Below are 20,810 nucleotides of genomic sequence, written 5' to 3' on the forward strand. Positions count from 1 at the left end.
ATTTAAAAGTTTGATGCTCAATGAATTAAACTTCGTAATGAATTACGTGTTCACTCGTTGAGACTTGGTATTCATTTTTCGTCCGAGGACGTTAAGAATCCATGTCACTTTGAGTGCCCACACAGATTGTCTGATAAATTGTTAAAGAGCAGTGCAACGCGGCTTTCGCTCACCGTTGCGAGGTGGCGTATATTACGCTTTCCTCTTTCAGAGTCAACCCGTTATTTCAGGATTTTTTCTCTTCAACCGACCGGGTTGTTTGTGAAGTGATTCACATCCGCCGTGTCGATGGAGGCGCATTATAGGGAGTTACCGAGCGACCGCAACCAAAAAGTTGCAAAAAAATGACTGACTGCTGCATTCCCCAGCAAAACCCCGCCTTATACCCTTTTATGCACAAAGTTATCCACAATCATAAGCGGATCCCGATGCGATCCCACGAATTAAACAGGAAGATCAACTATACTAGCGGCAAATACTCTCCTCTGTGCAGGCTCATCCTCATGACCACACAACGCCTCGCCCGTGACTGGCGTCTCCCTACAGCGGGGTTGATGCTGCTGGCGATCCTCTTTGCCGGATTTACCCTGCATAGCCACTGGAACGCCTTTATCCAGTGGTGTCTTGCCACGCAAATTACGCTGCACCGTTATCTGGTGATGTATCTGCTGCAGCTTAATAACCACCAGTACAGCGGCGGATTATGGTTACTAACGGGGGCTTTCCTTTATGGCGTTCTGCACGCCATTGGTCCCGGACACGGAAAGTTCATCGTGACGACCTACCTGACGACAAATAAAGAAAGCGAGCTGGCCTCTCGGGTCGTCCCCTTCCTGGGTAGCCTGATGCAAGGCGTCAGCGCCATACTGTTTGTCTTTATTCTGGCTGTCGGGTTTAACCTTGCGTCCGGGGATATCAGTACCAGCCGCTGGTATGTTGAGAAGATAAGCGCTGTGCTTATTGGCGCATTTGGCGCCTTCGTCATTTACCAGGCGCTGAAGAGCCTGCGCCCGCGCAGGATGACGGTGTCCGCCATTAAGCCTCTTCATCAGCATGATGAACACTGTGGCTGCGGCCATCACGGTGTGGGCGCAGACCTGACGCAGGGCGACTGGAAAACCCGTCTGGGGGTGATCCTGGCGATCGGCGCGCGTCCGTGTAGCGGGGCAATCATGATCCTGATGTTCTCGAACGCGCTGGGCATAGTCACCTGGGGAATGGCCGCGGTCATGACCATGTCGCTGGGCACAGCGCTGTCGATTATGGGGCTTTCACTGGCTGTACGTTACGCCCGTGAGCGCACGGTGACCTGGTTCGGAGAAAGCACGTCATTAAGATGGCTGGTGCCGGCAGTCAAAATAGCCGGAGGGATAGCCCTGATCCTGTTCGCGACGGTGCTGTTCCTGACGGTGATCCCTATCAGCGCCAATGGCGACTACATCGCCGCAGGATGCTAATAAAAGAAAAACCCGCCAGCGGCGGGTTTTTTATTACTCGTTGATGCGTGGATGCTGGTCCACCAGTCGGGAGCGTTTCTTCTGCAGTTCTTCAATCTCTGCGTCAATATCCTCGATCTTCTGCTCTACGCTATCGTAGTGCTCACGGAGGATCTCTTTCGCTTCCTGAATATCCGATGCCGCAGGCGTTGCGCCTTTCAGAGGTCGATTCGCGGTCTCCTTCATGGTAAGACCCGTAATCAAACCAATCACCGCAATCACCATCAGGTAATAAGCTGGCATCATCAGGTTCTGCGTGCTCTCCACCAGCGAAGCGGCAAGCGTCGGGGTCAGACCGGCAATCAGCACCGAGATATTAAAGGCCGCAGCCAGCGCACTGTAGCGAATGTGCGTTGGGAACATCGCAGGCAACGTTGAGGCCATCACCCCGATAAAGCAGTTAAGGATCACCGCCAGCATCAGCAAACCGGCAAAAATCAGCCCCAGTACATTACTGTTGATCAGAATAAACGCCGGGATGGCGAGAGCAAACAGCGCAACGCTTCCCAGAATAATGAACGGTCGACGACCAAAGCGGTCACTCAACAGGCCCATAATCGGCTGCACAAACAGCATACCCACCATGATGGCGATAATGATCAGCACACCGTGATCTTCCGAGTAGTGCAGGTTATGCGACAGATAGCTCGGCATGTAGGTCAGCAGCATGTAATAGGTCACGTTGGTGGAGATCACCAGACCGATACAGACCAGCAGGCTCCGCCAGTGCTTAGTGGCGATCTCTTTGAACGACACCTTCGGACCGTCCTGCAGCCCTTCGCGATCGCCCTGCTCAAGCTTATCAACGTGCTGCTGGAACGCAGGCGTCTCTTCAAGCGCATGACGCAGATACAGGCCTATGATCCCCAGCGGCAGCGCCAGGAAGAATGGAATACGCCAGCCCCAGTCGAGGAAGTTCTCTTCCCCCACCACGGTTGAAATGAGTACCACCACGCCGGCGCCCAGAACAAACCCGGCAATCGAGCCGAAGTCCAGCCAGCTTCCCATAAACCCGCGCTTACGGTCCGGGGAGTATTCAGCAACAAAGATCGATGCCCCGGTATATTCCCCCCCTACCGAGAAGCCCTGCGCCATCTTACAAATCAGCAGCAGAATCGGTGCCCAGATGCCGATTGAGGCATAAGACGGGATAAGGCCGATACAGAATGTACTGATCGACATAATGACGATGGTAATGGCCAGGATCTTCTGGCGACCATATTTATCGCCGAGCATACCGAAAAACAGACCGCCCAGCGGACGGATCAGGAAGGGAACGGAGAACGTACCCAGGGCGGCAATCATCTGCAGACTGGGGTCGGCACCGGGGAAAAATACTTTACCTAACGCGTAGGCCACAAAGCCGTAGACACCAAAATCGAACCATTCCATCGCATTACCGAGCGAAGCTGCGGTAATGGCTTTACGCAGTTTTGCGTCATCAATAATGGTGACGTCGCGAAGCGTAATGGGTTTAATCTTTTTCCTTCTCAGCATAGCTATCCTCGTTGACTCGGCCCTGTCTGTTTCACAGTCCAGTTTGCGTTCTGTGAACCATGGGATCCGCTCCATGCGAATCGCCTTATTCAAGCGTAGCAGGTTTACTTACATTGACGTTTTACGTCGATACAACCGAACCTGTTGACGCCTGTCTGGGCAGTTAATGACCTTTTTACCCTACCAGCGTTTATATTTGTGATCAACTTCACACATATTTCTGTGTTCGGTCAACCCACGCTAATTTTTGTCAAGGAGCGCAAATAGGCACTTTCTCAGTCCGCCTGAAAAGCAGCCTCACACACGTTATTAATCCTTTCTCATCAAAAAAACGAACCCCATTAATTCAAACCCAACTCACATAATTTTCCATCGTCAGGAATCTGCCCTTAGCTTTGCATTGAATATGTGACAAAGATAACTAAAACGATGTTTTATTTTCATTGAATCAATATTCCAATGATCGCATGATAAATCCGAACATAACGTTTTATCTCTTTCTGGCTGAGGTTACGCGAGCGTACTCAGTTCATTTTGTTGCCGGGTCATTAAAAACACGATCGCGGGTACAAACGGCAACAGATTGAATTTAATGACTAATTTTTAACACCTATCACCCGCCCTGCGGGATCAGATGTGAGGTTTGTCTATGAAGATTAAAGCCACGATAGAACGCATACCTGGCGGTATGATGCTGGTTCCGCTGGTACTGGGAGCCATCCTGAATACCCTGGCTCCTGATACCGGGGCTTATTTCGGTGGTTTTACAAAAGGAATGATTACGGGCACGGTTCCCATTCTTGCCGTCTGGTTTTTTTGTATTGGCGCATCCATTAATTTGCGGGCGACGGGTACGGTATTACGGAAATCCGGTACGCTGGTGATAACCAAAATAGCGGTTGCCTGGAGTGTGGCAATGATATGCGCGATGTTCATTCCGGAGAATGGAATTCAGACCGGATTCTTTGCCGGTTTATCGGTGCTGGCGATTGTCTCCGCGATGGATATGACCAACGGCGGGTTGTACGCCAGCCTGATGAACCAGTACGGGACGAAAGAAGAGTCCGGTGCCTTTGTCCTGATGTCTCTGGAGTCCGGCCCGCTGGTGACGATGCTTATACTGGGCTCTGCAGGCCTGGCCTCTTTTGAACCCCACCATTTTGTCGGCGCGATCCTGCCTTTCCTGGTCGGTTTCGCACTGGGCAATCTGGACCACGATCTGCGTGATTTCTTCAGCAAAGCCACGCCGGTGCTGATCCCGTTCTTCGGCTTCGCGCTGGGGAATACCATCAACCTGAAGGTCATTCTCGATACCGGACTGCTGGGTATTGTGCTGGGTGTTGCCGTGATCGGCATCACCGGTATTCCGCTGGTGATTGCTGACCGCGTTATCGGGGGAGGAAACGGTACGGCGGGCGTCGCCGCCTCTTCAGCCGCAGGCGCAGCCGTCGCCAATCCGGTGATTATTGCCCAAATTAACCCAGCTTTCGAACCGGTGGCCGCTTCAGCGACAGCACTGGTTGCCGCCAGCGTGATTGTCACCGCGATTCTGGTGCCCATCATCACCGCGCTGTATGCGAAACGCTACGCAAGTGCCCCGGAACAGGACATCGAACGAAAAGCGGTAGAACTCGGCCATTAACACACCGCACCAGACCATCCCCTCTCCCCTCCGGGGAGAGGGTCAGAGTGAGGGGTGAAGAATTCACCCAAAAATCTCGTCCACCATCCCGTCCACCAGCCGTTTTGCTGAACAGAGCCTCGGCATCCCCAGCGCGACGGTCTGCCAGTTCTGCGTCACTGACCAGCTCACCGGATGTTTATCCGCCTGACACCAGTCCCCCAGCCAGCCCAGCATGTCTTTATGATCGATTAAGCCCGGAGAGGCCGGTGTTGTCAGCCACTGGTGATAGAAATGGCGGGTCGTGGGAGAGGCGTTAATCCCCTGTGCCAGATAGTTTGCCGCCATGCTGCGCAGGTTATCCTTGAGCATGGCCGCCACATCTTCGTTCGCGAGGCGGCAGGCGTCGCCAAATGGCCCCCAGCAAAGCTCTTCCAGGACGATAAAACAGCGACCGGCCAGTGACCAGCCATCATAGTGCCCGGCCCGCCAGCGGGTAAAAATCTGCTCGCTATGCTCACCCGCCTGCACCGTTAGCCCGCGCTGGGTCAGGGCCTTTTCTTTATAAGCTGCCCGTTGGGTAAAATGAGAAGAGAGTTCGGCGTACTGCTGCATCAGCCCCGGTGCCTGCTGGGCGCGCGGATGAGCCTGCTGGCGCAGCGCCATCAGCTTCTCCGCCATCAGCGTCAGGGCGAGATGGCCCGGGTCCAGCATGCCGGCCAGTTTTTCCGCCAGGCCCAGGCGCAGCGCCGCATTTTCATTGAGCATCCCCGCCATCGCCCAGGGGCGTAGCCGGGTACGGGTCATAATTTCCTGCGTCAACCGCTCACGAAACTGCAGCTGTTGTGGTCCAGGGTGGGGATGACGCGCTGCGTCTACCCCCTGCACCAGATCGACCATAAATTTTGGATGAATACACTCCAGCGTTCGCCCGGGGCCATCCAGTAGTGGTGTTGTCATGGTTGCTCTGCCGCGAATAGAGTTTGAATATCATCGCGTAACAGTCGGGTATCTTCCTGAATCCACGTCGCAGTAGTGATACTTTGCTTCAACAACTGGCAGAGCGCTCGGGTTGAATGCTCATTTTGTTGGCGCACTGCGAGGCTATCACGCAAGCTTTCCTGTAACCCGGTCAGGCACAACGAAAATTCTGCAAAGAACGTTGCCATTCCTGCCGTAACAGAGACATCGACCTGCGCGGATAAAGCTTTACGTATTTGTTCACAAAACTGCTCAATATGTTGCTTAATTTTTTCATGAAGCTGTGCAATGTCGATAACATAGCGCGTGCGCGTTTCGACATAATCATCCCAGCCCCAGCCCGGATTATTGAGCCAGCGAGAGACCGTTTCACGCATGCTGCCCCCGCCGGATGGCTGGCCTGCCTGGCTGTCATCCTGCGCAATGGCATCGTTAAACAGCGCCTGCGTATTAAAGTTAAGCTGGCTCGCCTGAAACGCCGGGAAACTGATCCGCGCCCGAAAACCCGCATGGCTCAGGTGCTCTTTGATACGCGTTTCAATGGGGCGCATCGCTTCATTCAGGGACCGCGCCAGCGTCGACTCCAGCTGATCGAAGCGTAACGCCAGTTCCCGGCCGATCTTCCTCTGCGCATCCAGCATGATAAGCTCGCAGGAAGAGCGGATTTTACTCAGCGCAATCTGCGCCTGCCCCTCGTCGTCCAGCACCAGCTGCTTCAGATCCTCCTGCGCGTCAATGCGCTGATTCAGCCCGTCGATACCGGCCAGCTCAAGAATATGGTGCGCGCTGAATAGATCACCCATCGCCTGATGCAGCGCCGTTTTTTGCGACACCATAAAGTCCGCGGTAGCGTTCAGTGCCTGCTCAACCTCATGTTTCACCTCATCGCTCACCACGCGCTGACGCGTCTGCAGAAGCGCCATGTCCTCCTCCAGACGTGCGATATTGAGTTCCAGCGCCTCAAAGGCTACCGTCAGCCCCTGATAGCGGAAGTCGAGATACTCCCGGGCATTTTGGGCGTAGTTGAGCAACTTATGCGAGGCCGAACGCAGAGCGAATAGCGAGGCATTAGCATAGGCGGCGTAAATCAGCTTGCGGATCGGTTGTTCAAAGAGCGAATCTTCCCAGAGCAAATCGGCAGAATGACGAACATGATCGCTATCGTCCAGGTCCGCCGTGCGCCAGCGACGTCCCAGCGCCGCTTCGGCAAAATCCTGCACCCACGGTTGCTCCTGATGATCCGGCAGTTGCCCGTGCGTATTCATCTCGTAGCGAGCGCGGTTCGCCAGATACGCCCACATGGACGAAACGGGGTAGATCTGGCCGGGCGAAATATTGCCTTTCATTAAGGTACCGGAGATCATCGCCCGGACCTGTTCTTCATCGTCGCTGTTACGATCTTTCTGATCGAATTTATTGACCAGCGCATACAGCGGCACGGATTTACCCGCCGCGGAAATCGCCTGACGGACCTCTTCATCTGATATGGATTTAAGCTGGGTATAATCCATCACCGCCAGCACCGCCGACGCGCGGGACAACTGTTCGCTGAGCATTTTTTGCAGATGCGGTTGTCCGGCCTCATTAGGCCCGGGCGTGTCGAGCAGCGTCAGTTGCCCGAGATGTGCATCCAGCCCCGCGAGATGCACGAACTCCACTTCAATCACCGGGATATGTTCGATAGCCGCATATTCAGAGAATGGAAATTCGACCCCTAACGCCTGGGAGAGCCTCACCAGATCGTTAAGGCTTTTCAGACAATGGAAGATCGGCTGTGCCCCCAGATGATGCTTCTCAAAGGCTTCCCCTTTTTCAATACGCGCCAGCAGCGTATTCATGTCTTTATCAATTTCCAGACGCTGGGCCAGCTTCGCGCGATCGTAATCGCCAAGCTTTTTCTGCAGCAGTTGGATCAGTTCATCGATGGGCGAGGCGTGTGAGAAATGCAGCACCGGCTCCTTCTGACCCGGCGTATGGCGAATCAACGTCGGAAGCGCCGTCATGGGACGATTGCGGTTAGGCAACACTTCGGTACCCACAATCGCATTAATGGTGGTCGATTTGCCCGCTTTCATGGTGCCGACAATCGCCAGGACCATTTCCAGCCGGGTTATTTTTCGTAATTCATTATTCAGCATCGCCTGCTGCGCATCGACACCGCGCGCACTAAAATGCAAAGGTAAAACGTTGTTCTTTTCACCCGTGATGGCAGCCGTTGTGCTTTCCAGCATCGCAGTCGGCATTGATTTCAACGTATCAAGATTTTGCAGAGCAAGCTGTAACAAACGCTCAGCTTCCTGGCTTAATTCAAAAATGGTCTGTGTGTGCATGATAAAAGCCTTTCCTTAACGCAAATTTATTACTTTTATTAAGCCACTGGTTTTAATTATGTTGTTCAGGCTTATATGATTACGTGTGGAAAACATGTTCGCCGAAATATAACTGATTGAAGATAATCAGGAATAATTCACTATCCTTGCATGGCGTGTAGAACTCTTCTCCAGGCCTGATAGCCAAAAGAAAAAAGCGTAGCCCATTTTTAAGAAACTTCAGGATATATCACCATTATTTACCCACCTAAAAAGAGAGGTAATGTTCTACAGCCATAAGATATGTATGGCAGCAAAGTCCGGAGATAAATAACAATGTGTTGCTTCACCTTATCCGAAATGGAGGGGCGTAGCAATTTGCTGCAATAAAATATTCGATATATTTCGCGCCATTTCTTCCCAACGTGTTAATGACGTCAGCATCGCTTAACTGACTGACATAAAGTGTCACTCCCGACACGCTTGTGGCATTTTTTTAATTCACAATATCACCGACAACCGTGTGGATTTGCGTTATACTTGCCGCCTTTTTCGGCACGCTGCCGTCATTTTGCTGGCACTTTCCAGCGCGTTTACACTTTCTGAGGATACCGATATGCAACTCCCACACTGCCCGAAATGCAATTCTGAATACACCTATGAAGATAATGGCATGTACATCTGCCCGGAATGCGCGCACGAATGGAATGATGCCGAGCCAGCACAGGACGCCGATGCGCTTGTTGTAAAAGATGCGAACGGCAATCTGCTGGCGGACGGCGACAGTGTGACCGTCATTAAAGATCTGAAGGTTAAAGGCAGCTCCTCCATGCTGAAGATCGGCACCAAAGTGAAGAATATCCGTCTGGTTGAAGGCGATCATAATATCGACTGTAAAATTGACGGTTTTGGCCCGATGAAACTGAAATCGGAGTTTGTGAAAAAGAACTGATTTTCACCTCCAGGCCCGGTAAGCGCAGCGCCACCGGGCGCTTTTGCCGGATGCGCTACGCTTATCCGGCCTACAAAAAAAGAACTAAACTTAATGGGCTTTTCTTACGTGAGGTAAAGATTATGCCGTTAAGTCCCTACATCTCTTTCGCCGGCAACTGTGCAGAAGCCACTGCCTTTTATCAGCAGGCCGTCGGCGCGGAGCTCCTCTACAAGATCACTTTCGGCGAAATGCCAAAAAGCGATAACAGCGAAGAAGGTTGCCCGTCCGGTATGCAATTTCCGGATTCGGCTATCGCCCACTCCAACGTCCGCATTGCGGGCAGCGATATCATGATGAGCGACGGGATGCCGCCCGGCAGCAACGCGCAATATGCCGGTTTTACGCTGGTTCTCGACACCCAGGACGTCAATGAAGGCAAACGCTGGTTCGACAACCTTGCCGCAGGCGGCAATGTCGAGATGCCCTGGCAGGAAACCTTCTGGGCTCACGGTTTCGGTAAAGTCACCGACAAATACGGCGTGCCGTGGATGATTAACGTCGTGAAACAACACCAAACGTCGTAGGCCGGATAAGCGCAGCGCAGCCGGCAACAGCGCCCGGTGGCGCTGCGCTGACCAGGCCTACCGTGACTGTCATCGCTTTCACTTCAACTCTTCAAACTCCCGCAACCTGCACTTAACCCAAATGTCACATTGATGCGCCAGCATGAGGCCACATTTATCGTGAGGCCCAGCACATGCAAACCGTCATCCACGTCGAGAAACTGAGCAAGACCTTCAATCACAACAAGGCTCTGCACGCCGTTGATCTCACCGTCCGGCAGGGCGAGATGGTGGCGCTGCTGGGACCATCCGGTTCAGGTAAATCCACCCTTCTGCGCCATTTGAGCGGGCTTATTACCGGCGATAACACGCCGGAAAGCCACGTCGAGCTGCTGGGTAATACCGTACAGCGCGCCGGGCGTCTGGCGAGCGATATCCGCAAGAGCCGCGCCCGGACCGGCTACATCTTTCAGCAGTTCAATCTGGTGAACCGCCTGACGGTGCTGGAGAACGTGCTGACTGGCGCGCTCGGCAGCACCCCGTTCTGGCGCACCTGTCTGCGCTGGTTCTCTGCGTCCCAGAAGCAGGAAGCCTTACAGGCGCTGACCCGCGTCGGCATGGCGCATTTCGCCCACCAGCGCGTCTCCACCCTGTCCGGTGGACAACAGCAGCGCGTCGCCATCGCCCGCGCCCTGATGCAGAAAGCGCACATCATTCTCGCTGACGAACCCATCGCCTCGCTGGACCCGGAGTCCGCCCGCATCGTGATGGAGACCCTGTACGACATTAACCAGAACGACGGCATCACCGTGGTGGTCACGCTGCATCAGGTGGATTACGCCCTGCGCTACTGCCAACGCATCGTCGCCCTGCGTCAGGGACACGTGTTCTTTGATGGCGCGAGCCATCAGTTTGATAACGACCGTTTTGACCATCTCTACCGCAGCATGAACCGCGTCGAAGAGAACGCGCAGGCTGCTTAATTAAACCCGATCCGAGGAAAGTACATGAGCTACAAAGCCGTTGCCGCGCTGGCCTTTACCAGCATGTTCAGCATCAGCACCCTGTTAAGCCCAGCGTATGCACAGGAGCAGGAAAAAGAGCTGAACTTCGGCATTATTTCGACGGAATCACAGCAGAACCTGAAACCTCAGTGGGAACCGTTCCTGAAAGATATGGAAACCAAACTGGGGATCAAAGTGAACGCCTTCTTCGCCCCGGACTACGCGGGCATCATCCAGGGGATGCGCTTTAACAAAGTGGACATCGCCTGGTACGGCAACCTCTCCGCCATGGAAGCGGTGGATCGCGCCAACGGTCAGGTCTTTGCCCAGACCGTCGCTGCAGATGGCTCCCCGGGCTACTGGAGCGTGCTGATCGTGAACAAAAACAGCCCAATCAACAACCTTAACGACATGCTTGCCAAACGCAAAGAGCTGACCTTTGGCAATGGCGATCCCAACTCCACCTCAGGCTACCTTGTCCCTGGCTACTACGTCTTCGCCAAAAACAACGCCTCCGCCAGCGACTTCAAACGCACGGTAAACGCCAGCCATGAAACCAACGCCCTGGCCGTGGCCAACAAGCAGGTGGATGTCGCGACCAACAACACCGAGAACCTCGACAAACTGAAGACCTCAGCACCGGACAAGCTGAAAGAGATCAAGGTTATCTGGAAATCACCGCTCATCCCCGGCGACCCGATTGTCTGGCGTAAAAACCTGTCTGAAAGCACCAAGGACAAGGTGTACGACTTCTTTATGACCTACGGCAAAACGCCGGAAGAGAAAGCGGTTCTGACGCGTCTGGGCTGGGCACCGTTCCGCCCGTCCAGCGACCTGCAGCTGGTCCCGATTCGCCAGCTGGCGCTGTTTAAAGAGATGCAGGGCGTGAAGGATAACAAGGGGCTGAAGGACGAGGAGAAGACCAGCAAAGTGGCCGCGATTCAGGCCCAGCTGGAAGACCTGGACCGCCTGACCGCCGCGCTCGGCGCGATGACCAGCGTGAATAAAGCGGTGCAGTAATGCCTTTCTACCCCTCACCCTAACCCTCTCCCCTATGGGGAGAGGGCTGGGGTGAGTGGAACACACAGCTACGGAGTAACACATGCAAACCATCACCCTCCCGCCGCCGAAGCGCAGCTGGTTCTCACTGATAAGCTGGGCCATCCTGCTGGCGGTGCTGGTTATCTCCTGGAAGGGCGCGGAAATGGACCCGCTGCTGCTCTTCAAAGACGCGGGCAATATGGCGACCTTCGCCGCCGATTTCTTCCCGCCGGACTTCAGCCAGTGGCAGGACTACCTCAGCGAAATGGCGGTCACTCTGCAAATTGCCGTCTGGGGCACCGCCCTGGCCGTCATTCTTTCCATTCCCTTTGGCCTGATGAGCGCCGAGAACATCGTGCCGTGGTGGGTCTACCAGCCCATGCGTCGCCTGATGGACGCCTGTCGCGCCATCAACGAGATGGTCTTCGCGATGCTGTTCGTGGTCGCCGTCGGTCTGGGGCCGTTCGCGGGCGTGATGGCGCTGTTCATCCACACCACCGGCGTGCTCTCCAAGCTGCTTTCTGAGGCGGTCGAAGCCATTGAGCCCGGTCCGGTGGAAGGTATCCGCGCGACCGGTGCCAACAAAATCGAAGAGATCCTCTACGGCGTCCTGCCGCAGGTGATGCCGCTGTTGATCTCCTACTCCCTGTACCGGTTTGAGTCCAACGTCCGCTCCGCCACCGTCGTCGGCATGGTCGGCGCAGGCGGGATTGGCGTCACCCTGTGGGAAGCGATTCGCGGTTTCCAGTTCCAGCAAACCTGCGCCCTGATGGTGCTCATCATCGTCACCGTCAGCCTGCTGGATTTCCTCTCTCAACGTTTGCGTAAGCACTTTATCTGAGAAGCGAGGCGTTGTTTTTTATGCACTTATCCAGACATCCGACCAGTTACCCCACCCGCTGGCAAGAGATTGCGGCAAAGCTCGAAGTGGAGCTGCGCACGCACTACCGCTGCGGAGACTATCTGCCTGCGGAACAGCAGCTTGCCGACCGCTATGAAGTGAACCGCCACACCCTGCGCCGCGCCATTGATCAACTGGTTGAGCGCGGCTGGGTCCAGCGCCGTCAGGGCATCGGTGTGCTGGTGCTGATGCGCCCGTTCGACTACCCGCTAAACGCCCAGGCGCGCTTTAGCCAGAACCTGCTGGATCAGGGCAGCCACCCGACCAGTGAAAAACTGCTCTCGGTATTGCGTCCGGCCTCCAGCCACGTGGCGGACGCGCTGGGGATTCAGGAGGGCGATAACGTTATCCACCTGCGCACCTTGCGCCGGGTTAACGGCGTCGCGGTCTGCCAGATAGATCACTACTTCGCGGACCTCGCCCTCTGGCCAGTGCTGCAACATTTCACCAGCGGCTCACTGCATGACTTTCTGCAGGAAGCGACAGGCATCGCGCTGAAACGCACCCAGACGCGCATCAGCGCCCGTCGGGCGCAGGCGAAAGAGAGCAAGGTGCTGGAGATCCCCAATATGGCCCCGCTGCTCTGCGTGCGCACCCTCAACCATCGCGACGGTGAGATCAACGCAACGGAATACTCCGTCAGCCTGACCCGCGCCGACATGATCGAATTCACCATGGAGCACTGAATGCACTTCGACACTGCCACCCGACAGCGCTGGATGCGCGTACTTGCCCAGAGTCAGCCCACCGCGCTGGCTGCCCGCATGCACGCCCTTAGCCTGGCGCCTGAATACGACATCCTCCGCGCCCCGGAGATCGGCCTCGTTCAGATCCAGGCGCGGATGGGCGGTACCGGCGAGCGCTTCTTCGCCGGGGATGCCACTCTCACCCGCGCCGCAATCCGCCTGAACAGCGGCACGCTGGGGTACAGCTACGTGCTGGGGCGCGATAAAGCGCACGCCGAGCACTGCGCGGTGATCGATGCGCTTTTACAGGAACAACCGCATTTCCAGACCCTGATGGAAACCCTTATTGCCCCGCTGGAGGCTGACCGCGCCGCACGCATTGCCGCGCGTCAGGCCGAAGTCAATACCAGCCGGGTCGACTTCTTTACGCTCGTTCGCGGAGACAACGCATGACGCTTCAACCTGCTTTTACCCTGGCCGTCCAGGATGCCCAACACAGTTTTCGTCGCCTGCTGAAAGCCATGAGCGAGCCGGGTGTGATCGTCTCGCTGCATCAGCTCTCTCAGGGCTGGCTGCCGTTAAACCTGGCGACCACCAGCGTGCTGCTGACGCTTGCCGACAACGATACCCCGGTGTGGCTCTCAGGCGTCCTGTCCAACGACATCGCCAGCCAGAACCTGCGTTTTCACACCAGCGCCCCGCTGGTTGAACAGCCGCGCCAGGCGGTCTTTGCCGTGGCCGACGAGCAAATCAGCCACGAACAGCTCAATGACCTGAGTGAAGGCAGCGCGGTAGCCCCGGAGACCAGCGCCACCCTGATCTTGCAGGTCTCCAGCCTGAGCGGCGGGCGCATGCTGCGCCTGACCGGCGCAGGCATCGCGGAAGAACGCATGGTCGCGCCGCAGCTGCCGGAGTGCATTATTCATGAGCTGACCGAGCGTCCGCACCCGTTCCCGCTGGGTATTGATCTGATTCTGACCTGCGGCGAGCGCCTGCTGGCGATCCCGCGGACCACCCATGTGGAGGTGTGCTGATGTACGTGGCCGTCAAAGGGGGCGAAAAGGCTATCGCCGCCGCCCATGCGCTACAGGCGCACAGACGACGGGGCGATGAACAGCTTCCCGAGCTGAGCGTCGCCCAGATTGAGCAGCAGCTTAACCTCGCCGTTGACCGGGTGATGACCGAAGGCGGCATCGCCGACCGCGAGCTGGCGGCGCTGGCGCTAAAGCAGGCCAGCGGCGATAACGTCGAGGCCATCTTCCTGCTGCGTGCTTACCGCACTACGCTCGCGAAGCTGGCGGTAAGTGAACCCATCAACACGGCGGAGATGCGCCTGGAGCGCCGCATTTCAGCGGTGTACAAAGACATTCCCGGCGGTCAGCGGCTGGGTCCTACCTATGACTACACCCATCGCCTGCTGGATTTTACCCTGCTGGCGAACGGCGACGTGCCGCCGCTCAGCACCTCTGACGCCGAACAAGAACCGTCTCCGCACGTCTTCAGCCTGCTGGCGAAACAAGGCCTGGCGAAAGCGGAGGAAGACTCAGGCGCTCAGCCGGATGACATCACCCGCACGCCGCCGGTTTACCCGTGCTCCAGATCGTCCCGCCTGCAGCAGCTGATGCGCGGCGACGAAGGCTATCTGCTGGCGCTGGCCTACTCCACCCAGCGCGGTTACGGTCGCAACCACCCGTTTGCGGCTGAGATTCGCAGCGGTTATATCGACGTTGAAATCGTGCCGGAAGAGCTGGGTTTTGCGGTGAACGTCGGCGAACTGCTGATGACCGAGTGTGAAATGGTGAACGGTTTTGTCGCGCCTGAAAATGAAGACCCGCATTTTACCCGCGGCTACGGGCTGGTGTTTGGCCTCGGCGAGCGTAAAGCCATGGCAATGGCGCTGGTTGACCGCGCCCTGCAGGCGCCGGACTACGGCGAGCAGATTGCAGGCCCGGCGCAGGACGAAGAGTTTGTGCTGGCCCATGCCGATAACGTTGAGGCCGCTGGCTTCGTCTCGCACCTCAAGCTGCCGCACTACGTCGATTTCCAGGCCGAACTGGAACTGCTGAAACGCCTGCAACGGGAGCGCAAACATGGCTAACTTAAGCGGCTACAACTTTGCCTATCTGGATGAGCAAACCAAACGCATGATCCGCCGCGCCATCCTCAAAGCGGTCGCCATTCCGGGCTATCAGGTGCCGTTCGGCGGTCGCGAAATGCCGATGCCTTACGGCTGGGGCACCGGCGGTATCCAGCTTACCGCCAGCGTGATCGGCGAAGCAGACGTGCTGAAAGTGATCGATCAGGGCGCAGACGACACCACCAACGCAGTGTCGATCCGCAACTTCTTTCAGCGGGTAACGGGCGTCGCGACCACCGAAAAAACCGAAGACGCGACGCTGATCCAGACCCGTCACCGCATTCCGGAAACCCCGCTCACCGAAGATCAGATTTTGATTTTCCAGGTGCCCATCCCGGAGCCGCTGCGCTTTATCGAGCCGCGCGAAACGGAAACCCGCACCATGCACGCCCTCGAAGAGTACGGCGTGATGCAGGTGAAGCTGTACGAGGATATCGCCCGCTTCGGCCATATCGCCACCACCTACGCCTACCCGGTGAAGGTCAACGGGCGTTACGTCATGGACCCGTCGCCGATCCCGAAGTTCGACAACCCGAAGATGGACATGATGCCCGCCCTGCAGCTGTTCGGCGCCGGGCGTGAAAAACGCATCTACGCCGTCCCGCCTTACACCCGGGTGGAGAGCCTCGATTTCGACGACCACCCGTTCACGGTGCAGGAGTGGGACGAGCCGTGTGCCATCTGCGGCTCGAAACACAGCTATCTGGATGAAGTGGTGCTCGATGACACAGGCAAACGGATGTTTGTCTGCTCCGACACCGATTACTGCCGCCAACAGAGCGAGGCGAAAAGCCAATGAAACCGCTGCTTTCGGTTAACAACCTGACCCACCTGTATGCGCCGGGTAAAGGCTTCAACGACGTGTCGTTCGACCTCTGGCCGGGCGAAGTGCTGGGGATTGTCGGCGAATCCGGCTCCGGCAAAACGACGCTGCTGAAATCCATCTCCGCGCGCCTGGCGCCGCAACACGGCGACATTTTGTATGAAGGCACGTCGCTGTACGGCATGAGCGAGGCCGAACGCCGCCGCCTGCTGCGCACCGAGTGGGGGGTGGTGCATCAGCATCCGATGGACGGCCTGCGCCGTCAGGTCTCGGCAGGGGGCAACATCGGCGAACGGCTGATGGCCACCGGCGCGCGCCACTACGGCAACATTCGCGCCACGGCGCAGCGCTGGCTGGAGGACGTTGAAATCCCCGCCTCGCGCATCGATGACCTGCCCGGCACCTTCTCCGGCGGCATGCAGCAGCGTCTGCAGATCGCCCGCAACCTGGTCACCCACCCGAAGCTGGTGTTTATGGACGAGCCCACCGGCGGGCTGGACGTCTCCGTGCAGGCGCGCCTGCTCGATCTGCTGCGCGGTCTGGTGGTAGAGCTGAACCTGGCGGTGGTCATTGTCACCCATGATTTAGGCGTGGCACGCCTGCTGGCGGACCGTCTGCTGGTGATGAAGCAGGGCCAGGTGGTGGAAAGTGGGTTAACCGACCGCGTGCTCGACGATCCTCACCATCCGTACACCCAGCTGCTGGTGTCCTCCGTATTGCAGAATTGAGGACGCCACCCGGCAAAACGAACGACGTACCTTGTAGGCCGGGTAAGCGAAGCGCCACCCGGCAAGAAAACGCCACGAGGCCAACATGATCCACGTACAAAACGTAAGTAAGACCTTTGTGCTCCACCAGCAAAACGGCGTGCGCCTGCCGGTGCTGCAAAACGCCTCGTTAGAGGTCAGCAGCGGCGAATGCGTGGTGCTGCACGGCCATTCCGGCAGCGGAAAATCCACCCTGCTGCGCTCCCTGTATGCCAACTATCTGCCCGACGAAGGCCATATCCATGTTCGCCACAATGATGAATGGATCGACCTGGTGCAGGCCCCCGCTCGGCAGGTGCTGGAGGTGCGCCGCTCGACGATCGGCTGGGTGAGCCAGTTCCTTCGGGTGATCCCGAGGATCTCCGCCCTGGACGTGGTCATGCAGCCGCTGCTGGATCTCGGCGTACCGCGTGAAACCTGTGCTGCCAAAGCGACCAGCCTGCTGACGCGCCTCAATGTGCCCGAGCGCCTGTGGCACCTTGCCCCGTCGACCTTTTCCGGCGGTGAGCAACAGCGCGTCAACATTGCCCGCGGCTTTATCGTCGACTACCCGATATTGCTTCTGGATGAACCCACCGCCTCGCTCGACGCTAAAAACTGCGCGGCCGTCGTCGAGCTGATCGAGCAGGCTAAAACCCGCGGGGCGGCGATCGTCGGGATCTTCCACGACGAAAGCGTCCGCACCCGCGTTGCTGACAGACTGCACCCGATGGGGACAAACGCATGATTATCAATAACGTCAGGCTGGTGCTGGAAAATGAGGTCGTTGGTGGATCGATTGAGGTGCAGGATGGCGTCATCCGCGCGTTTGCCGAAACCCAGAGCCGCTCACCCGAGGCGATGGATGGTGAAGGCGGCTGGCTGCTGCCGGGGCTGATTGAGCTGCATACCGATAATCTGGACAAATTTTTCACCCCGCGTCCGAAGGTGGACTGGCCCGCGCATTCGGCCATGAGCAGCCACGACGCGCTGATGGTCGCCAGCGGCATTACCACCGTGCTGGACGCGGTGGCGATTGGCGACGTCCGCGACGGCGGCGATCGCCTGGAAAACCTGGAGAAGATGATCAATGCCGTGGAAGAGACACAAAAACGCGGCCTCAACCGCGCCGAGCATCGCCTGCATCTGCGCTGCGAACTGCCGCACCACACGACCCTGCCGCTGTTTGAAAAGCTGGTCGGCCGCGAACCGGTATCGCTGGTTTCCCTGATGGATCACTCGCCGGGGCAGCGCCAGTTCGCCAATATTGAGAAGTATCGCGAATACTATCAGGGCAAATATTCGCTCAACGACGTGGAGATGGCCCGCTACGAAGAAGAGCAACTGGCGCTTGCGGCGCGCTGGTCACAGCCGAACCGTCTCTCCATTGCGGCAATGTGCCGGGAGCGCAACATCGCGCTGGCCAGCCATGACGACGCCACGCCCGACCATGTGCTCGAGTCCCACCAACTGGGCAGCGTAATCGCCGAATTTCCGACTACGTTCGCTGCGGCTGAAGCCTCCCGTAAACACGGCATGAACGTCCTGATGGGCGCGCCAAATATCGTGCGCGGCGGTTCGCATTCCGGCAACGTCGCGGCAAGCAAGCTCGCCGCACTTGGCCTGCTGGATATCCTCTCGTCCGACTATTACCCCGCCAGCCTGCTGGATGCGGCATTCCGGGTGGCAGACGACGAGGGCAACGGCTTTACGCTGCCGCAGGCGATTCGCCTGGTGACGAAAAACCCGGCCAGCGCGCTCGGTCTGCAGGATCGCGGCGAGATCGCCGAGGGTAAACGCGCGGATCTGGTGCTGGCCCACCGCAAGGGCGAGCACATCCATATCGACCACGTCTGGCGTCAGGGAAAAAGGGTGTTCTGATGGGAAGACTCATCTGGTTAATGGGGCCGTCCGGCTCCGGTAAGGACAGCCTGCTGTCCGCCCTGCGGCAGCGGGAACACCCGCAGCTGCTGGTGGCGCACCGCTACATTACCCGCGCGGCCAACGCCGGAAGTGAAAATCATATCGCCCTGAGCGAACAGGAGTTTTTCACCCGCGCCGGGCAAAATCTGCTGGCGCTGAGCTGGCACGCCAACGGCTACTACTACGGGATTGGCATTGAGATCGACCTGTGGCTGCATGCGGGGTTCGACGTGCTGGTCAACGGCTCCCGTGCCCACCTGGCTCAGGCCCGCGCACGCTACGCCTCGGCCCTGCTGCCGGTCTGTCTGCAGGTTTCACCGGAGGTGCTGCGCAGCCGGCTGCAAAGCCGTGGACGCGAAAGCGAAAAAGAGATCGCGCAGCGTCTGGCGCGTGCGGCGCGCTATACCCCATCGGACTGTCATATCCTCAACAACGACGGAAGTTTGCTACAGTCAGTCGATACCTTTTTATCGCTTATCCGTCAGAAGGAGAGACAGCATGCCTGACTGTACGCTTCGCCCCGCCACCGCCGACGATGCGCAAATCGTCTACGCGTTAATCTGCGAACTGAAACAGGCCGAGTTTGATCACCAGGCGTTTCACGCGGGCTATCTTGCTAATCTGCAAGATCACAACATGCGCTACCAGCTTGCCGAAATGGACGGTCAGGTCATCGGCATGATCGGTCTGCACATGCAGTTTCACCTCCATCACGCCCGCTGGATCGGCGAGATCCAGGAGCTGGTCGTCATGCCGCAGGCGCGCGGGCTGAAGGTGGGCAGTCAGCTGCTCGCCTGGGCTGAAGAGATGGCACGGCAGGCTGGCGCAGAGTTGACTGAACTCTCCACCAGCGTGAAGCGCACCGACGCGCACCGTTTTTATGTTCGTGAAGGGTATACGCAGAGCCATTTTCGATTCACCAAAGTGCTGTAGAGGTGCGTTATGAGTCTGACGATCACGTTAACAGGAACCGGAAGCGCACAACTCGTGCCGGTCTTTGGCTGCGACTGCGCGGCGTGCCGCCGGGCACGCCTGCAGGACAACTATCGCCGTCGCCCGTGCAGCGCGGTGGTCAAATTCAACGATGCCGTCACCCTGCTGGATGCCGGTATTCCGCACTTCATGGATGACTGGCCGGCAGGCAGCTTTCAGCAGTTTTTGCTGACCCATTACCATATGGATCATGTTCAGGGGTTATTTCCGCTGCGCTGGGGCGTTGGCGCGACGATCCCGGTTTACGGTCCGCCAGATGAAGCCGGATGTGACGATCTATTTAAACACCCGGGGATTCTGGACTTCAGCCACACGGTTGAGCCGTTTGTGATGTTTGAACTTCAGGGCCTGCGGGTCACGCCGCTGCCGCTCAACCATTCGAAACTAACCTTTGGCTATCTGCTGGAATCGGCCCACAGCCGCGTGGCCTGGCTGTCCGACACCGCCGGGCTGCCGGAAAAAACGGTGAAGTTCCTGCTTAACAATCAGACGCAGACGATGATTATCGACTGCAGCCACGAACCGCGCGACGAGACGCCGCGAAACCATTGCGACTTAAATACGGTGATTGCGTTAAACGAAGTGATTGGCTGCCCGCAGGTGATCCTGACGCATATCAGCCATCAGTTTGACGTGTGGATGATGAATAACCCGCTGCCGCAGGGCATAGAAGCGGGGTATGACGGGATGGTGTTGGTACTCGACTGAGTTTTGCCGGGTGGCGGCTGCGCCTTACCCGGCCTGCGCGCCAGGGTTTTGTAGGCCTGCGTAAGCGAAGCGCCACCAGGCTTTAGCCTCGATCGTAGTCGTCTTCTAACCTGCGCTCATCCTCTTCCAGACGGCGTCTGTCGTCATCCAGCTGGCGCTGACGCTCGTCTAAACGGCGGCGTCTGTCTTCAAGCTGCCGACGTCGGTCGTCATACTGACGGCTATCCATGCGACGGTTATCGTCATAACGATCGTCATCATCGTTGCTGCGGCTGCTGCTGGGGTTATAGGCGTCGTTGATTGCCTGTTGAATGTTGCCAATAGCATCATCAACGATATCGGCGTGCGCCAGTTGGCTGGTGAGTGACAGCAGACCAAATAACAGAGCGGTAGAGTAACGTTTCATAAGGCCAGACTCGCAGGTGAACTGGCCTTACGGTAATGAAC

Annotated in this window: 22 protein-coding genes; 18 read left to right on the forward strand and 4 right to left on the reverse strand. The window is 57.3% G+C overall.

The features are described from left to right. Positions 1–503: 503 nt before the first annotated feature. Positions 504–1,457, forward strand: coding sequence for a nickel/cobalt transporter (locus GM298_RS17725; RefSeq protein ID WP_266154825.1), 954 nt, complete (start codon positions 504–506; stop codon positions 1,455–1,457). Positions 1,458–1,490: 33 nt separating this feature from the next. Here the strand turns inward: GM298_RS17725 and proP are convergent, their stop codons facing one another. Next, positions 1,491–2,993, reverse strand: a complete 1,503-nt coding sequence (proP, locus tag GM298_RS17730; protein ID WP_045285521.1) for a glycine betaine/L-proline transporter ProP — start codon at positions 2,991–2,993, stop codon at positions 1,491–1,493. Between the two features lie 649 nt (positions 2,994–3,642). Between proP and kdgT the strand changes: the two genes are divergently transcribed. Then, positions 3,643–4,635, forward strand: coding sequence for a 2-keto-3-deoxygluconate transporter (gene kdgT / locus GM298_RS17735; protein WP_266154829.1), 993 nt, complete (start codon positions 3,643–3,645; stop codon positions 4,633–4,635). A gap of 63 nt (positions 4,636–4,698) precedes the next feature. On the opposite strand, the gene GM298_RS17740 is transcribed toward kdgT, so the two are convergent. Both GM298_RS17740 and crfC read right to left on the reverse strand, forming a co-directional pair. Further along, positions 4,699–5,574, reverse strand: coding sequence for a diguanylate cyclase regulator RdcB family protein (locus tag GM298_RS17740; protein ID WP_045285523.1), 876 nt, complete (start codon positions 5,572–5,574; stop codon positions 4,699–4,701). Next, on the reverse strand, positions 5,571–7,925 hold the full coding sequence (gene crfC / locus GM298_RS17745; RefSeq protein ID WP_266154834.1) for a clamp-binding protein CrfC: 2,355 nt from the start codon (positions 7,923–7,925) through the stop codon (positions 5,571–5,573). The genes GM298_RS17740 and crfC overlap by 4 nt, the downstream gene beginning before the upstream one ends. Before the next feature lie 595 nt (positions 7,926–8,520). On the opposite strand from crfC, the gene GM298_RS17750 reads away from it, so the two are divergent. From GM298_RS17750 to phnP, 16 genes are all read left to right on the forward strand, one after another. Further along, positions 8,521–8,856, forward strand: coding sequence for a zinc ribbon domain-containing protein YjdM (locus GM298_RS17750; RefSeq protein WP_047957574.1), 336 nt, complete (start codon positions 8,521–8,523; stop codon positions 8,854–8,856). Between the two features lie 122 nt (positions 8,857–8,978). Continuing rightward, the gene (gene yjdN / locus GM298_RS17755; protein ID WP_025757900.1) at positions 8,979–9,422 is read left to right on the forward strand and encodes a VOC family metalloprotein YjdN; all 444 of its coding nucleotides are present in this window, start codon (positions 8,979–8,981) and stop codon (positions 9,420–9,422) included. 173 nt (positions 9,423–9,595) lie between these two features. Next, positions 9,596–10,384, forward strand: coding sequence for a phosphonate ABC transporter ATP-binding protein (gene phnC, locus GM298_RS17760; protein WP_266154874.1), 789 nt, complete (start codon positions 9,596–9,598; stop codon positions 10,382–10,384). 24 nt (positions 10,385–10,408) lie between these two features. Further along, positions 10,409–11,425, forward strand: a complete 1,017-nt coding sequence (phnD, locus tag GM298_RS17765) for a phosphonate ABC transporter substrate-binding protein (protein WP_045285526.1) — start codon at positions 10,409–10,411, stop codon at positions 11,423–11,425. A gap of 82 nt (positions 11,426–11,507) precedes the next feature. Next, a complete protein-coding gene (gene phnE, locus GM298_RS17770; RefSeq protein WP_008500063.1) occupies positions 11,508–12,287 on the forward strand; it encodes a phosphonate ABC transporter, permease protein PhnE in 780 nt (259 codons plus the stop codon). Between the two features lie 20 nt (positions 12,288–12,307). Then, positions 12,308–13,033, forward strand: coding sequence for a phosphonate metabolism transcriptional regulator PhnF (gene phnF / locus GM298_RS17775; RefSeq protein ID WP_025757896.1), 726 nt, complete (start codon positions 12,308–12,310; stop codon positions 13,031–13,033). Further along, positions 13,034–13,486 carry a phosphonate C-P lyase system protein PhnG gene (phnG, locus tag GM298_RS17780; protein WP_266154879.1) on the forward strand — a complete coding sequence of 151 codons (453 nt, stop codon included), beginning with the start codon at positions 13,034–13,036 and terminating at the stop codon, positions 13,484–13,486. Continuing rightward, the gene (gene phnH / locus GM298_RS17785) at positions 13,483–14,067 is read left to right on the forward strand and encodes a phosphonate C-P lyase system protein PhnH (RefSeq protein ID WP_025757892.1); all 585 of its coding nucleotides are present in this window, start codon (positions 13,483–13,485) and stop codon (positions 14,065–14,067) included. Before phnG ends, phnH begins: the two co-directional genes overlap by 4 nt. Continuing rightward, positions 14,067–15,131 carry a carbon-phosphorus lyase complex subunit PhnI gene (locus tag GM298_RS17790; protein WP_025757891.1) on the forward strand — a complete coding sequence of 355 codons (1,065 nt, stop codon included), beginning with the start codon at positions 14,067–14,069 and terminating at the stop codon, positions 15,129–15,131. The genes phnH and GM298_RS17790 overlap by 1 nt, the downstream gene beginning before the upstream one ends. Further along, on the forward strand, positions 15,124–15,969 hold the full coding sequence (phnJ, locus tag GM298_RS17795; protein ID WP_045285529.1) for an alpha-D-ribose 1-methylphosphonate 5-phosphate C-P-lyase PhnJ: 846 nt from the start codon (positions 15,124–15,126) through the stop codon (positions 15,967–15,969). The genes GM298_RS17790 and phnJ overlap by 8 nt, the downstream gene beginning before the upstream one ends. Then, on the forward strand, positions 15,966–16,721 hold the full coding sequence (gene phnK / locus GM298_RS17800) for a phosphonate C-P lyase system protein PhnK (RefSeq protein WP_259567575.1): 756 nt from the start codon (positions 15,966–15,968) through the stop codon (positions 16,719–16,721). Before phnJ ends, phnK begins: the two co-directional genes overlap by 4 nt. An 85-nt stretch (positions 16,722–16,806) precedes the next feature. After that, positions 16,807–17,487: a phosphonate C-P lyase system protein PhnL gene (phnL, locus tag GM298_RS17805; RefSeq protein WP_126801714.1), complete on the forward strand. Its 681-nt coding sequence runs from the start codon at positions 16,807–16,809 to the stop codon at positions 17,485–17,487. Further along, on the forward strand, positions 17,484–18,620 hold the full coding sequence (gene phnM / locus GM298_RS17810; RefSeq protein WP_045285532.1) for an alpha-D-ribose 1-methylphosphonate 5-triphosphate diphosphatase: 1,137 nt from the start codon (positions 17,484–17,486) through the stop codon (positions 18,618–18,620). The genes phnL and phnM overlap by 4 nt, the downstream gene beginning before the upstream one ends. After that, positions 18,617–19,168 carry a ribose 1,5-bisphosphokinase gene (gene phnN, locus GM298_RS17815; RefSeq protein WP_095441883.1) on the forward strand — a complete coding sequence of 184 codons (552 nt, stop codon included), beginning with the start codon at positions 18,617–18,619 and terminating at the stop codon, positions 19,166–19,168. Before phnM ends, phnN begins: the two co-directional genes overlap by 4 nt. Beyond that, positions 19,161–19,595, forward strand: coding sequence for an aminoalkylphosphonate N-acetyltransferase (gene phnO, locus GM298_RS17820; protein WP_126801713.1), 435 nt, complete (start codon positions 19,161–19,163; stop codon positions 19,593–19,595). Before phnN ends, phnO begins: the two co-directional genes overlap by 8 nt. 9 nt (positions 19,596–19,604) lie before the next feature. Beyond that, a complete protein-coding gene (gene phnP, locus GM298_RS17825) occupies positions 19,605–20,363 on the forward strand; it encodes a phosphonate metabolism protein PhnP (protein WP_266154887.1) in 759 nt (252 codons plus the stop codon). An 82-nt stretch (positions 20,364–20,445) separates the two neighbouring features. On the opposite strand, the gene yjdP is transcribed toward phnP, so the two are convergent. Further along, on the reverse strand, positions 20,446–20,769 hold the full coding sequence (gene yjdP, locus GM298_RS17830; protein ID WP_021242926.1) for a DDRRRQL repeat protein YjdP: 324 nt from the start codon (positions 20,767–20,769) through the stop codon (positions 20,446–20,448). Positions 20,770–20,810: the final 41 nt, after the last annotated feature.

The sequence above is a fragment of the Enterobacter sp. HSTU-ASh6 genome (assembly GCF_026319105.1).
Taxonomy (GTDB): domain Bacteria; phylum Pseudomonadota; class Gammaproteobacteria; order Enterobacterales; family Enterobacteriaceae; genus Enterobacter; species Enterobacter sichuanensis.